We start from the raw sequence: 12,040 nt of genomic DNA, 5'->3' as shown, positions 1-12,040 counted from the left end.
GCGATCCTGGGCCTGCCTAATAGCTCTTCGGCAGGCCCAGCACCCGTTCGGCGATGTAGTTCAGGATCATCTCGCGGCTGACCGGCGCGATCCGCGCGATCATGGACTCGCGGAAGTAGCGCTCCACATCGAACTCCTTGGCATAGCCCATGCCGCCGTGCGCCAGCACCGACGCCTCGCAGGCCTGGAACCCCGCCTCGCCGCCGAGGTACTTGGCCGCGTTGGCCTCCGCGCCGCAGTCCCGGCCGGCGTCGAACAGGGCGGCCGCCTTGAAGGCCATCAGGTTGGCGGCCTCCAGGTCGGCCCAGGCCTTGGCCAGCGGGTGGGCGACGCCCTGGTTTTGGCCGATGGGCCGGCCGAAGACGATGCGTTCCTTGGCATAGGCCGCCGCCCGCTTCAGCGCCGCCCGGCCCAGCCCCACCGCCTCGGCGCCAATCAACACCCGCTCCGGGTTCAGCCCCTCCAGCAGATAGTGAAAGCCGCGCCCCTCTTCGCCGACCAAGTCCTCCGCCGGCACGTGCAGGTCGTCGATGAAGACGGCGTTCGATTCCACCGCCTTGCGCCCCATCTTCGGGATGGGCGTGGCCGAGATCCGGCTGCGGTCGAAATCGGTGTAGAATAGCGACAGCCCCTCGGTGGGCCGCCGCACCTCTTCCTTGGGCGTGGTGCGGGCGATGATCAGCACCTTGTTCGCCCGCTGGGCGTTGGTGGTCCACATCTTGCGGCCGCGGATCACGTAGCCGTCGTTGGTGCGGACCGCCCGGGTCGAAAGGCTGGTGGTGTCGAGCCCTGCGTCGGGCTCAGTCACCGCGAAGCACATCCGGTCTTGGCCCGCGATCAGCCGCGGAATGTGCTTCCGCTTCTGCTCATCCGACCCGAACTTCACCACCGGCATGGGCCCGAAGATGTTGAGGTGCATGGCGCTGGCGCCCGAGAAGCCCGCACCGCTTTCCGCCACTGCCTGCATGACGATCGCCGCCTCGGTGAGGCCCAGGCCCGAGCCGCCCAGATCGGCGGGCATCGCCGCGCCCAGCCAGCCCGCCTCGACCATCGCCGCCACGAAGGCCTCCGGGAACTCCCCGGTCTCGTCGGTGCGGCGCCAGTAGGCGGCGTCGAACCGCTCGCAGAGCCGGACCACCGCGTCGCGGATCGCCTGCTGCTCGTCGGAGAACCAGAACCCGCTCATCGTCACCCCCGAAAGCGCGCCGGATCCAGCCGCGCCGCAAACGAACCGGGATCACGTCCCGTCACGCAAGCCGCGATCGTCTGCGCCACCAGGGGCGCGAGCAGCCAGCCGTTCCGGCGAGACCCCACGGCCAGCATCACGCCGGGCGCGCGTCCGGGGCCAACCATCGGCAGCCCGTCCGGCGTCGCCGCCCGCACGCCGGCGGCCATCTGGATCGGCGCGCCGCGGAGCGCGGGAAAGAGCCTGAAGCCGGCCGCCAGCAGCGGCGCGGCCTTGTCGTCCTCCACCGCCACGTCCGAACGGCCGGGCTCCATCGTCGCCCCGAACGCCATGCCGGCGCCCGGCGCAGCGTAGATCCCCTCGCCCCGCACGGTCGCCCCGGCCACCTCCGCCGCCACGCGGACGATGTGCCCCTTGATGGGGGACAGCCGGGCAAGCTCCGGCCCGAGTTCGGCGAGTTCCGCCGCGACTCCGGTGGCGATCACCAGCACGTCGGCCTCGCCCCGCTCGCGCACGATCCGGCGTTCGAAGCGGACCCCTGCGGCGGCGGCGGCGGCGGCGAGCGCCCCCATCGCGGTCGGCGCATCCACCCGCCAGTCCTCGCGGGTCAGCAGCGCCTTATCGAAGGTCTCGGACAGCCCCGGGCACAGGCCGCGGGCCGTGTCGCCGCCGATCTCGGTGGCGTGCAACTGGAGGGCGCCGAACGCCGCCGCGACCTTCTCCAGCCAGGGCTCCTCGCCCACCGCCAAGGCGCCGGACCGATCCAGGGCGACGCCCGCCCGTTGCGCCAGCCCCGGCCACAGGTCGCGCGACGCCATCAAGAGCTCGAGATGCGGCCGCGCGCCCTCGTCCAGCGCCGCCTCGAACACCGGGGCGATCATGCCCGCGGCAATGCTGGAGGCGTTCGGCCCGCCGGGGTCGGCCACCGTCACCGCGCAGCCCGCATCCGCCAGCGCCAGCGCCGTCGTCAGGCCCAGCACGCCGGCTCCGGCGACGGTGACTCGAGGCGCGTTCGTCATGCGCCTAACCAGCCGCTGCCCACAAGAAAAGCAAGCCCCGGAACCTGTGCTGCGATGGAGGGTTCATTGGGCCGAACCAGCCCCACGGAGAGCCTCATGGCCACCGCCCAAACCTCCACCTCCAAGTCCGCGTCCTCAGGCGTCACCAAGTCCGGCCGCGCCTCGGCCCGTCCGGACGACGCCGTCAGCCTGCTGATGGCCGACCACCGCAAGGTGGAAGACCTCTTCAAGCAGTACGAGAAGGCCAAGAAGGACGAGACCAAGAAACAGGCGATCTTCCAGCAGATCAGCATGGAGCTGAAGGTCCACACCCAGATCGAGGAGGAGGTCTTCTATCCCGCTTCCCGCGAGTTCGTGGACGACGCCGAGATGGTCAACGAAGCCGAGGTCGAGCACGCCTCGGCCAAGGACCTGATCGCCCAGCTCGACGCCATGGCGCCGTCCGATCCGTACTACGACGCCAAGGTGAAGGTGTTACAGGAGATGATCGAGCACCACGTCGAGGAGGAAGAGACCGAGTACTTCCCCGAGTGCCGCGAGTCCGACATGGACCTGAAGGCCATCGGCGAGCAGCTCAAGGCCCGCAAGATCGAACTGGCCGGCAAGGCCCGCTGAGGACACCGTGGCCGAAGCTCTCGACCCGGCCATTCCGGACGACGTCGAGCGCCTCGCCCAGGAGGTGCTGCAGGCCGCCTGCGACCGTGACCTGATGCTGGCCACGGCGGAGAGCTGCACCGGCGGCCTGCTCGCCTCGCTCCTGACCGACATCCCCGGCAAGAGCCACGCTTTCGAGCGTGGCTTCGTCACCTATTCCGACGACGCCAAGCACGAGGTGCTGGGCGTGTCGCGCGAGGTGCTGACGGCCGATGGCGCGGTGTCCGAAGCGTGCGCCCGTGCGATGGCAGAGGGCGCCGTCGCCGCATCCCGCGCCGATCTCGCCGTCTCCGTGACGGGCTTCTCCGAGGCCGGCCCGGGCGCCCCCGCCGGTCTCGTGCACTTCGCGTGCGCCAGCCGCGATGGTCCCACATGCCACCGGCTCGAGCGCTTCGGCGACATTGGCCGAGCAGCCGTCCGGCTGGCGGCCCTGCGGGTCGGGCTCAAGATGCTGCGCGACGGATTGGGCGACCTGGCCAAGGCGGCCTGAGCGTCCGTATTGCCGGGTTCCCCGCCCGGTCCTAGCGTCCCCGTCCAGCGACGGCGTATTGCGACGCCGATGCAAATGCGCAATTGAGGCGCACGCCGGCAGAGATAGAAAAGCCGGTATGCTATCGGGGGAAACTAGGTGATACGCGACTTCCTGGTCTGGCTGGCCACCCAGGTGGGGAAAGGCCCGGGCGAATACGATCCGTCCTGGAGCGAGGCCCTCGCCAGCACGCTGAACGTCTGGGGCCTGCTCGAAGGCACCCACGTCCTCTCGCTGATGCTGTTCGCCGGCACCATCTTCCTGGTCGACCTGCGCCTCCTGGGCGTCGGCTTCAAGACGACGCCGGTGTCGGTGATCAGCGACCGCGTGCTGCCCCTGACCGTCTTCGGCTTTGCCCTGATGATCGTGACCGGCGTCGCACTCTTCTACGCCAAGCCATTGCTTTATTACCATAATCTCTGGTTCCGCCTGAAGCTGATCTTCCTCGCCGTGGCGGTGATCAACATCTTCATCTTCCACTACCGGGTGCAGAAGGACCGCGCGGCGTGGGACACGGCCCCCAAGCCGCCCGGCAAGGCGCGCCTGTCAGCGGCCGTCTCGATCGCCTCGTGGGTCGCAGTGATCATGTTCGGGCGCTTCATCGCCTACGACTGGTATGAGTGCGGCAAGCCTCTCCCGCACTGGGCCAACGTCGCCCAGGAATGCGCCGTCTCGGAACGCGGCGCGATCGACCTGACGGAGATGGCCCAGTGATCAGCCCGCAGGACTTCTTCCCGGCGATCGCCCCATGGGTCGCCCAGCTCGACGACACCTTCCCCGGCGCACAGATCAAGCCGTACTTCGCGCAATGGGAGGTGCTGCACATCCTGTCGCTGGCTCTGCTCGGCGGCGCCAGTATCCTCCTGAACCTGCGCCTGATCGGCTCGGGCCTCACCGACGAAAGCCCGTCCGTGGTCCGCCGCGGGGTGCTGCCCTGGCTGAACGTCGGCGTGATCGGCGTGATCGCGACTGGCGTGCTGATCGGCACGTCGAACCCCGAGCGCCTCTACACGTCCGAAGCCTTCACCGCGAAGATGCTGGGCCTGGCGGCCGCCCTGTTCCTGACCTACGGCGTCAGTCTGCCGGCTGCGAAGGCCGAGGGCCGGCTCAGCCGGGGCGCTAGCCTCGCCGCGGCCATCGGGCTTGGGCTGTTCGGCGTCGCGCTCGGGGTGTTCGCCGTCGCCAAGCTGGCGAACCCCGGGCTTTGGCACGTCATCATCGCCGCCGCCCTGATCGTCCTGTTCGTGACGAAGGGCGTGACGCGGATCGTGTACCTCGTCGGCCTTCTCGGCCTCATCGCGACCCAGTTCGCCTTGCACCATGCGATCTACAAGCCGGACGACTACGCGCGCTTAGATCCCGCCAACAAGGTGCTGATCGTGGTCTACCTGGCCTGGATCCTGGCCATCGCCGCCATCCAGATCGTCCGTTCGGGCCGCGGCTCCGAAGGCGGCGGGCCGGCGGTGAAGGCCCTCGCCTACGCCGCCATCCTGGTCTGGGTGACGACGGCCGCCGCCGGGCGCTGGATCGCGTTCGCGTAGGCCAATCGACGTAGCGAGCCACGTTGAGCGCCGCCCGAGGGGGCGGCGCTTTTTCGTGCGCGCCACTGCAAACTTGACAGGCCGGCCATTATGTAATCATGTAATTACATGATTACCAATGACGAGATGGACGCGGTCTTCCACGCCCTCGCGCACGAGCATCGCCGCCGGATCCTCGATCTTGTGATGGCGAAGCCTGGGCTGGCGGTCGGCGAACTGGCCGCCGCGTTCGACGTCACGCGGATTGCGGTGATGAACCACCTGGCTGTGCTGGAGAAGGCCGGGCTCGTCCTCAGCGAAAAGGACGGTCGGTCCCGCCGCCTCTACCTGAACTCGGCGCCCATCCAGATGATCCACGACCGCTGGACCGATGCGTACTCCGCCCACTGGGGGCGCCGCCTCATCGACATCAAGGCCCTGGCCGAAGCGGCCGCAAAAACAACGAAAGGACCGCAATGACGCAATCCGGCGCCTCCGATCCCGCCATCAGCCCTTACGGCCCGCGGCAATACTGGCGCGTGACCATCAACGCGCCGATCGAGACGGTCTGGAACACCTTGGTGAAGACGGACACCGTCCTGCCCTTCTTCTTCGGCGCGATCTGCGACGCCGGTCCGGGCGGGCTGGCCGAAGGCCGTCCCATGCGGATGGTCTCGAAGGACCGGCGGAACGCCATCGTGGTCGGCGAAGTGCTGGAATTCACGCCACCCCACCGCTACGTCCACACGATCTATTTCACGCAGATCGAAGGCGAGCAGCCCGGCCGCACGACGTACGAACTCAAGGAAGTACCTGGCGGCACCGAGTTCACGCTCATCTCCGAGGCCCTGCCGGGCACGAAGGTCGGGAAGATGGTCGCTAGTGGCCCTTTCATCGTGAACAATCTCAAACGCGTGGTCGAGACGGGCAGGCCGCTCTTCTCCGGCGAGATGGTTATGGCCTTGTCCTCCGTCATGGGCTTCATGACGCCCCGGATCTCCCGGATCGAGAACTGGCCGCTGAACGCAGACGCCTGGCGCCTGAAGCCGGTCGCCTAGCCGCGGACTGCGTCAGGCCGGCTCTGGCGAGGGGTGCCGGTCGCCCCAGCCCTGGTGCCACTCCGGCTCGCCCGCGTACCGCTGGGCGAGGAAGTCCACGAAGGCGCGCACCTTGGCCGCCAGGTGCCGCGCGTGCGGGTAGACCGCGTGCACGTGGATTTCCTCCGGCTCGAAATTGCAGAGCAGCGGCACGAGGCGGCCGGCGCGCATTTCCTCGGCGGCGGCGAAGGCCGGGGTGCGGATGATGCCGAAGCCCTTCACGGCCGCCTCCACGCAGGCCTCGGCGCCGTTGAACCGCAGGCGGCCGTGCACCCGCACCTCCTGCGCCTCGCCCTTGCGCCCGAAGCGCCAGAGCGTGGGATCGCGGGCGTTGGTATCCAGCACGGCCTCATGCGCCGCCATGTCCTCCAGCGTCCACGGGGTTCCGGCGCCGGCAAGATAGTCGGGCGAGGCGCAGGTGATCATCCGCACGGCCGCCAAGCGGCGGGCCACCAGCGAGGAGTCGGTCAGGTGGCCGATCCGCACCGCCACGTCGAAGCCCTCTTCCACCAGGTTCACCATCCGGTCCGAGAACGTCACGTCCAGGGATACGGCCAGGCACCCTGAGGCGAACTCCAGCAGCGCGGGCGTCAGCTGGTTCTTGCCGAAAGAGACCGGCGCCGAGACCTTCAGATTGCCGGACGGGCCGCTCTGGTCCCGGACCGAGCTCTCCAACGCGTCGAAGCTTTCCAGGAGGTCGCGGGCGCGTTCCAGGTAGGCTTGGCCGGTATCGGTGAGTGAGACGTCCCGGGTTGTGCGGTTGAGCAGGCGCGCGCCCAGCCGGTTCTCCAGCCGGGCCACCAGCTTGGAAATCTGCGCCCCGGAGACATCCAGCTTGCGCGCGCCCTGGGTGAAGCTGCGGGCGTCGGCCACCGCGGCGAAGGCGCGAATCTCGTCCAGTCGGTCCATGCGATTGTTTCCCGTTTGGACAGACAGTCCTTCAAACTGGCCGGATTATCAACAGCAGGGCCCTGGCCCATCTTCCCGTCATTCCGAGGCCACGGCCGGCGGAACCCGATCAAGGAAGGGTCCTCAAATGTCGCAATCCCTCTCGCCGAGCCGGTTCACCCCCCAGGCGATCACCGCGCTCCGGGTCGTCACCGGCCTGCTGTTCATCGGCCATGGCCTGGTCAAGCTGGCCGGCTTCCCGGAAGGCGCCCAGCCGGGCATGCAGCCCCTGCTCAGCCTCTTCGGCATCGGCGCGGTCATCGAGGTCGTCACCGGCGCCCTCGTCGTGCTGGGCCTCTTCACCCGCCCGGCCGCCTTCGTCGCCTCGGGCCAGATGGCGGTGGCCTACTTCATGTTCCACGCGCCTTCGAGCTTCTACCCGGTCCTGAACGGCGGTGAGCCGGCGATCCTGTTCACCTTCATCTTCCTGCTGCTCAGCACGACCGGCGCCGGCGCCTACAGCCTGGACGGCCTACGCGCCGCCCGGCAGCGCCTGGCGCACGCCTGAACCCCGACAACCTCCCCTCTCGCAAAGGAAAACTGTCATGACCCAAGTCCGCAACGTCGCCGTCGTCGTCGGCTCGCTCCGCAAGGACAGCGTCAGCCGCAAGCTGGCCAAGGCCTTCGCCGCCCTGGCCCCGAACCTGAAGTTCAATATCGTCGAGATCGGCGACCTGCCGCACTTCGACCAGGACCTGGAATCCGACCCGCCGGCCCAGTGGGTGCGGTTCCGCGAGCAGATCGCCGCGGCCGACGCCGTCCTCTTCGTCACGCCCGAGTACAACCGCTCGGTCCCCGGCGTGCTGAAGAACGCCATCGACGTTGGCTCTCGCCCCTATGGCTCCAGCGTCTGGAACGGCAAGCCCGGCGCGGTGATCAGCGTCTCGCCCGGCGCCATCGGCGGGTTCGGCGCGAACCACCACCTGCGCCAGTCGCTCGTGTTCCTCAACGTCCCCCTGCTTAGCCAGGAAGCCTATGTGGGCAACGCCTTCGGGCTGTTCGACGACGCCGGCGAGCTGATCAACGAGGGCACGGCCGAGTTCCTCAAGTCCTACGGCGTCCAGTTCGCCGCCTGGGTCGAGAAGATCATCGGCGAAGCCCCGGCCGCGAAGGCGGCCTGACCCCGGAAGGTCCCAGGTATCGAGCCATGACCCTGCCCACCGTCTTCCTCCCCCACGGCGCGGGCCCCTGCTTCTTCATGGAGTGGGGTCGGGGCCCAGCCGACACCTGGGACCGGACCGCGGCCTACCTGCAAGGCCTCATCCCGAGCCTGCCGGAACGCCCCAAGGCCATCCTGGTGGTCTCGGGCCACTGGGAGGCCGAGGTCTTCACCGCCGGCACGGCGGAGCGCCCCGCCCTCGACTACGACTACTACGGCTTCCCACCGCACACCTACCAGCTGACCTTCGACGCGCCGGGGTCCCCCACCCTGGCGCATCGGGTCCGCCGGCTCCTCGGCGAGGCGGGCATCGCCTCGGCCGAGGACGCCGGCCACGGCTGGGACCACGGCGTCTTCGTGCCGCTGAAGCTGGTCACGCCCGACGCCGACATCCCCGTCGTCCAGCTCTCGCTCAAGGCGGACCTTGACCCCAAGGCCCACCTGGCCGCGGGCCGGGCCCTCAGCCCCCTGCGGGATGAAGGCGTGCTGATCGTGGGCTCGGGCATGAGCTGGCACAACATGCGCGGCTTCTCGCCCGCCTTCACCGAACGCTCGGCGGCGTTCGACCGATGGCTCGAAGCGGCCGTGACCGACCCGACCGGCCGCGAGGCGGCCCTCGCCCGCTGGGACTCCGCGCCGCATGGCCGCGAAGCCCACCCGCGCGAGGAACACCTTCTGCCCCTGATGGTGGCCGCCGGCGCCGCCCCGGGCGAACCGGCCGTCGTCGCCTTTCGCGACACGGTCATGGATGTGGTGGTCTCGGCCGTGGAGTTCGGCCGAGCCGCCTGACTGTCTCCAGCGAGAGGGACCGGAGATCCTCGTTCTCCCCCACGGCGCGCACACACCCGCCGCAGAGGATCTCCGGATCTCGCCGTCAGAACGCCAGAACGATCTTCCCGAAGTGCTCCCCCGAGGCCATGGCCCCGATCGCCGCCTTCGCCTCGGTCCAGGGATAGACCTTGTCGACGACCGGCCGGATCTGGTGCAGCTCGATGGCCCGGCACATGGCCTCGAACATGTCGCGCGAGCCCACCGACAGGCCCTGCAGCTTGGCCGAGTTGCCGATCAGCGCCGCCGGGTTGAACGGCTCGCCCGCGCCGGCCACGATGCCGATGATGGCGATATGGCCGCCGACCTTGATCGCCTTCATGCTCTCCTGGATCGTGCCGCCGCCGCCCACCTCCATGATGAAGTCGGCGCCCTTGCCGCCGGTGGCCGCGCGGACCGCCTTGGACCATTCGGGCGTGGTCCGGTAGTTCACCACATGGTCGGCGCCCAGCGCCTTGGCCCGCTCCAGCTTGGCGTCGGACGAGGAGGTGATGAGGGTGCGATAGCCCGCCGCCTTGGCGAACTGCAGGCCGAAAACCGAGACGCCGCCCGTCCCCTGCAGTACCACCGTGTCGCCGGGCTCCAGCCGCGCGTCCTGGAAGACGCCCCGCCAGGCCGTCAGCGCCGCGCACGGCAGGGTCGCCACTTCGTGGTCCGTCAGGAAATCCGGGACCTTCGACAGACCCTCCTGGCTGAACACCTGCAGCTCCGCCCCCGCGCCCGGGATCGGAAAGCCCAGGGCGCTCATCAGCTTCTCCAGCGTCGGCGGGCCGGACACCCAGTTCTGGAAGAACAGCGTCGAGACACGGTCGCCCGCCTTGAACCGCGTCACGCCCGGCCCGACCGCCTCGACGTAGCCGCAGCCGTCCGAGAACGGAGTGATGATGTCCGTCGCGCTCGCGGCGGCCCGGCCATACATGCCGTTGATCATCAGGAAGTCGCGGTAGTTCAGCGAACAGGCCTTCATCCGCACCAGAACCTGGCCGTGGCCCGGCGTGGGGTCGGGGACCTCCACCACCTTGATCGCGTCCGGCCCCCAGGGGGCGGTGACGTTCAGCGCGCGCATCTCATCTCCTCCAGTTGGAGGCATCATGAAGGGGCGGCTCCGCGCCGCAACCGTGTCGCCACGTCAGCCGCCGTTACGTCAGGCGCGGGTTCCGGGCAGGACGGGTCGCGCGCCCCATTGGTCGGGGTCGTGGCCGAACACCATCACCGTCCGTTCCTCGCGCAGCGCCAAGAGGGCGTCCAGCGCCCGGTTCATGGCGACCTGGTCGGAGTATTCCGGAAACTGCCGGCTCTCCACCACCCCACAGTGATAGCAGGCGTCGCCCACCAGGATGTGGTCGCCCTGCCGGCTGCGCACCCTCAGCGACTGGTGCCCCGGCGTGTGCCCGAAGCTCGGGATACAGACCGCCGAGCCGTCGCCGAACAGGTCGTGCTCGCCGTCGACCAGCTCCACCGCGTGGCCCAGGTCGAAGTAGCGCTTGCGCAAGCCATAGTGCTGGGAGGCCTCGCGGTCGAAGCCGGCCTCCCACTCGCGCCGCTGGACCACCACGGTGGCGTTCGGCAGCTCCCGAAGGCCCCCGGCATGGTCGAAGTGCAGGTGGGAGAGCACCGCGAACCGCACCTTGGCCGGATCGATGTCGAGCCGCTGCAGGTGCGACGTCAGCGTCTCCTCGGGCGTCAGGGTGACATCCAGGTCCTGGGTCTGCAGCGCCTTCAGGTAGCTTTCCGAGCGGTCGCACATGGCCGTCGGCAGGCCACAGTCGAACAGGGCGACCCCGTCGGGGTGCTCCAGCACATAGAACGGGATCGGCACGCTCACCCGCTCTCCGGCCATGCCCATCCCGGCGCCGGGACTGTGGAACTGGCCGCAGACGCAGCCGAACAGGCGAAAGGTCATGGCCGTCTCCTCAGGCGGGGTCCAGCTTGCGCACGCCGTACAGGCGGACGGCCCCGATCAGGCCGGCCGCGCACATGGCGGTCATCAGGAAATAGCCCTGGGCGCCGAAGCTGTCGAACAGCGGACCCGAGGCCATGGTCGCCAGGCCCATCAGCATGCCGCTGGACAGCGCCGAGTTCAGCGCCTGGGCCGCGGACGCGTTCTGCGGCGTCGAGAGCCGCTCCACGAGCTGCAGCGAGGCGAGGAACGTCGCCGCATAGGTCAGGACGTGCAGGATCTGCAGCGGGAAGATCATCCAGAGCGGCGGCGCGAACGCCAGGACCGTCCAGCGCACCATCGCCGCCGCGCCGCCCAGGACCAGCAGGTTGCGCGGCCCGATCCGCCGCCGCCACGGCTCCATGAACCACATGAACAGCACCTCGGCGGCCACGCCCACGCCCCACAGCACGCCGGTCAGGCTCTCGAGGATGCCCTGCTGCTTCCAGACCAGAGTGGAGAAGCTGTAGTAGAAGGCGTGGGCGGACTGGATCAGCCCGGCGGCGATCACGGCCGTCATGAACCCGGGATCGCGCAGCAACGCGCCGATGCCGGCGAACCGGTCTGACGCCCGCGCGACGTGCCCTTCCTCGTGCACCGGATCGGGCGGCAGCAGGAACCGAGCGGCGAGCGCGGTGATCGACACCGCCCCCGTGATCCACACCAGGACCAGGTCCGGCGAGCCCCAGGTCAGCACCGCCCCCATCACCACGTTGGCGACGATGAAGGCGACCGACCCGATGCCGCGGGGCCAGCCGTAGTTGAAGCCGTCGCGGCGCGCGCGGTTCAGGACGATCACGTCGGTGAGCGGCGAGATGGTCGAGAACGCGGACGAGGCGGCGAACCAGACCACCATCCACCCGCCGAACCCCAGCGGCAGCGCCATCAGGGCATAGGCGGCGGCGACCCCGAGGCTGAGGAAGCTCAGCGCCGTCCGCCGCAGCTTGAAGCTGTCCGCCCAGACCGCCAGCAGCGGCGCCGTGAACGCCCGCGCCAGCATCGGCAGCGACAGAATCAGCCCGATCTGCGCGCCCGACAGCCCGTGGTGGGCGAACCACACCGGCATGTAGGGTGACGATGCGCCCGTCCCGACGAAGATCGCCGAGTAAAAGAGGCCGAGGCGGACGGGCAGCGACATGGGCCACGCTTATACGGAGTCGC

The 12,040-nt window shown here is 69.3% G+C and carries 15 protein-coding genes; 9 read left to right on the top strand and 6 right to left on the bottom strand.

Going from position 1 to position 12,040, the window contains the following annotated elements; translation table 11 throughout:
* Nucleotides 1-16: 16 nt before the first annotated feature.
* Together A2790_RS03660 and A2790_RS03655 are read right to left on the bottom strand one after the other, a co-directional pair.
* Nucleotides 17-1,186, bottom strand: coding sequence for an acyl-CoA dehydrogenase family protein (locus A2790_RS03660; protein WP_293387681.1), 1,170 nt, complete (start codon nt 1,184-1,186; stop codon nt 17-19).
* Between the two features lie 2 nt (nt 1,187-1,188).
* On the bottom strand, nt 1,189-2,205 hold the full coding sequence (locus tag A2790_RS03655) for an FAD-dependent oxidoreductase (protein WP_293387679.1): 1,017 nt from the start codon (nt 2,203-2,205) through the stop codon (nt 1,189-1,191).
* Between the two features lie 96 nt (nt 2,206-2,301).
* Between A2790_RS03655 and A2790_RS03650 the strand changes: the two genes are divergently transcribed.
* The 6 genes from A2790_RS03650 (at nt 2,302) to A2790_RS03625 (ending at nt 5,966) form a co-directional block, all read left to right on the top strand.
* Nucleotides 2,302-2,820 carry a hemerythrin domain-containing protein gene (locus A2790_RS03650; RefSeq protein ID WP_293387677.1) on the top strand — a complete coding sequence of 173 codons (519 nt, stop codon included), beginning with the start codon at nt 2,302-2,304 and terminating at the stop codon, nt 2,818-2,820.
* 7 nt (nt 2,821-2,827) lie between these two features.
* Complete coding sequence (locus A2790_RS03645; protein WP_293387675.1) at nt 2,828-3,349, top strand: CinA family protein; 522 nt, start codon at nt 2,828-2,830, stop codon at nt 3,347-3,349.
* Between the two features lie 138 nt (nt 3,350-3,487).
* Nucleotides 3,488-4,102: a DUF6644 family protein gene (locus tag A2790_RS03640; protein WP_293387673.1), complete on the top strand. Its 615-nt coding sequence runs from the start codon at nt 3,488-3,490 to the stop codon at nt 4,100-4,102.
* Nucleotides 4,099-4,929, top strand: a complete 831-nt coding sequence (locus A2790_RS03635; RefSeq protein ID WP_293387671.1) for a DUF6644 family protein — start codon at nt 4,099-4,101, stop codon at nt 4,927-4,929. The genes A2790_RS03640 and A2790_RS03635 overlap by 4 nt, the downstream gene beginning before the upstream one ends.
* A gap of 108 nt (nt 4,930-5,037) precedes the next feature.
* Nucleotides 5,038-5,388, top strand: a complete 351-nt coding sequence (locus tag A2790_RS03630; protein ID WP_293387669.1) for a metalloregulator ArsR/SmtB family transcription factor — start codon at nt 5,038-5,040, stop codon at nt 5,386-5,388.
* Nucleotides 5,385-5,966, top strand: a complete 582-nt coding sequence (locus A2790_RS03625) for an SRPBCC domain-containing protein (protein WP_293387667.1) — start codon at nt 5,385-5,387, stop codon at nt 5,964-5,966. Before A2790_RS03630 ends, A2790_RS03625 begins: the two co-directional genes overlap by 4 nt.
* Nucleotides 5,967-5,978: 12 nt before the next feature.
* Here A2790_RS03625 and A2790_RS03620 read toward each other — a convergent pair whose 3' ends face one another.
* The gene (locus A2790_RS03620; RefSeq protein ID WP_293387665.1) at nt 5,979-6,914 is read right to left on the bottom strand and encodes a LysR family transcriptional regulator; all 936 of its coding nucleotides are present in this window, start codon (nt 6,912-6,914) and stop codon (nt 5,979-5,981) included.
* Between the two features lie 127 nt (nt 6,915-7,041).
* Between A2790_RS03620 and A2790_RS03615 the strand changes: the two genes are divergently transcribed.
* Genes A2790_RS03615 through A2790_RS03605 form a run of 3 tightly spaced genes read left to right on the top strand, consistent with a single transcriptional unit; the run spans nt 7,042 to nt 8,901 of the window.
* Nucleotides 7,042-7,461 carry a DoxX family protein gene (locus A2790_RS03615; RefSeq protein ID WP_293387663.1) on the top strand — a complete coding sequence of 140 codons (420 nt, stop codon included), beginning with the start codon at nt 7,042-7,044 and terminating at the stop codon, nt 7,459-7,461.
* Nucleotides 7,462-7,498: 37 nt separating this feature from the next.
* Entirely contained in the window at nt 7,499-8,074 is a 576-nt protein-coding gene (locus A2790_RS03610; protein ID WP_293387661.1) for an NAD(P)H-dependent oxidoreductase, read from the top strand.
* Nucleotides 8,075-8,100: 26 nt separating this feature from the next.
* A complete protein-coding gene (locus tag A2790_RS03605) occupies nt 8,101-8,901 on the top strand; it encodes a class III extradiol ring-cleavage dioxygenase (protein WP_293387659.1) in 801 nt (266 codons plus the stop codon).
* An 85-nt stretch (nt 8,902-8,986) separates the two neighbouring features.
* Here the strand turns inward: A2790_RS03605 and A2790_RS03600 are convergent, their stop codons facing one another.
* The 3 genes from A2790_RS03600 to A2790_RS03590 form a co-directional block, all read right to left on the bottom strand.
* Entirely contained in the window at nt 8,987-10,006 is a 1,020-nt protein-coding gene (locus tag A2790_RS03600; protein WP_293387657.1) for an NAD(P)-dependent alcohol dehydrogenase, read from the bottom strand.
* Nucleotides 10,007-10,084: 78 nt separating this feature from the next.
* On the bottom strand, nt 10,085-10,843 hold the full coding sequence (locus tag A2790_RS03595) for an N-acyl homoserine lactonase family protein (RefSeq protein ID WP_293387655.1): 759 nt from the start codon (nt 10,841-10,843) through the stop codon (nt 10,085-10,087).
* Between the two features lie 10 nt (nt 10,844-10,853).
* The gene (locus A2790_RS03590; RefSeq protein ID WP_293387654.1) at nt 10,854-12,017 is read right to left on the bottom strand and encodes an MFS transporter; all 1,164 of its coding nucleotides are present in this window, start codon (nt 12,015-12,017) and stop codon (nt 10,854-10,856) included.
* Nucleotides 12,018-12,040 lie beyond the last annotated feature (23 nt).

This window comes from Phenylobacterium sp. RIFCSPHIGHO2_01_FULL_69_31 (genome assembly GCF_001824475.1).
In the GTDB taxonomy this organism is placed as follows: domain Bacteria; phylum Pseudomonadota; class Alphaproteobacteria; order Caulobacterales; family Caulobacteraceae; genus Phenylobacterium.
This window is presented reverse-complemented; position numbering and strand designations above follow the sequence as displayed.

Coding starts and splice junctions, on each gene's coding strand:
- A2790_RS03615 (WP_293387663.1), top strand. CDS start 7,042: ATGTCGCAATCCCTCTCGCCGAGCCGGTTCACCCCCCAGGCGATCACC.
- A2790_RS03630 (WP_293387669.1), top strand. CDS start 5,038: ATGATTACCAATGACGAGATGGACGCGGTCTTCCACGCCCTCGCGCAC.
- A2790_RS03605 (WP_293387659.1), top strand. CDS start 8,101: ATGACCCTGCCCACCGTCTTCCTCCCCCACGGCGCGGGCCCCTGCTTC.
- A2790_RS03600 (WP_293387657.1), bottom strand. CDS start 10,006: ATGCGCGCGCTGAACGTCACCGCCCCCTGGGGGCCGGACGCGATCAAG.
- A2790_RS03660 (WP_293387681.1), bottom strand. CDS start 1,186: ATGAGCGGGTTCTGGTTCTCCGACGAGCAGCAGGCGATCCGCGACGCG.
- A2790_RS03650 (WP_293387677.1), top strand. CDS start 2,302: ATGGCCACCGCCCAAACCTCCACCTCCAAGTCCGCGTCCTCAGGCGTC.
- A2790_RS03610 (WP_293387661.1), top strand. CDS start 7,499: ATGACCCAAGTCCGCAACGTCGCCGTCGTCGTCGGCTCGCTCCGCAAG.
- A2790_RS03625 (WP_293387667.1), top strand. CDS start 5,385: ATGACGCAATCCGGCGCCTCCGATCCCGCCATCAGCCCTTACGGCCCG.
- A2790_RS03655 (WP_293387679.1), bottom strand. CDS start 2,205: ATGACGAACGCGCCTCGAGTCACCGTCGCCGGAGCCGGCGTGCTGGGC.
- A2790_RS03590 (WP_293387654.1), bottom strand. CDS start 12,017: ATGTCGCTGCCCGTCCGCCTCGGCCTCTTTTACTCGGCGATCTTCGTC.
- A2790_RS03595 (WP_293387655.1), bottom strand. CDS start 10,843: ATGACCTTTCGCCTGTTCGGCTGCGTCTGCGGCCAGTTCCACAGTCCC.
- A2790_RS03620 (WP_293387665.1), bottom strand. CDS start 6,914: ATGGACCGACTGGACGAGATTCGCGCCTTCGCCGCGGTGGCCGACGCC.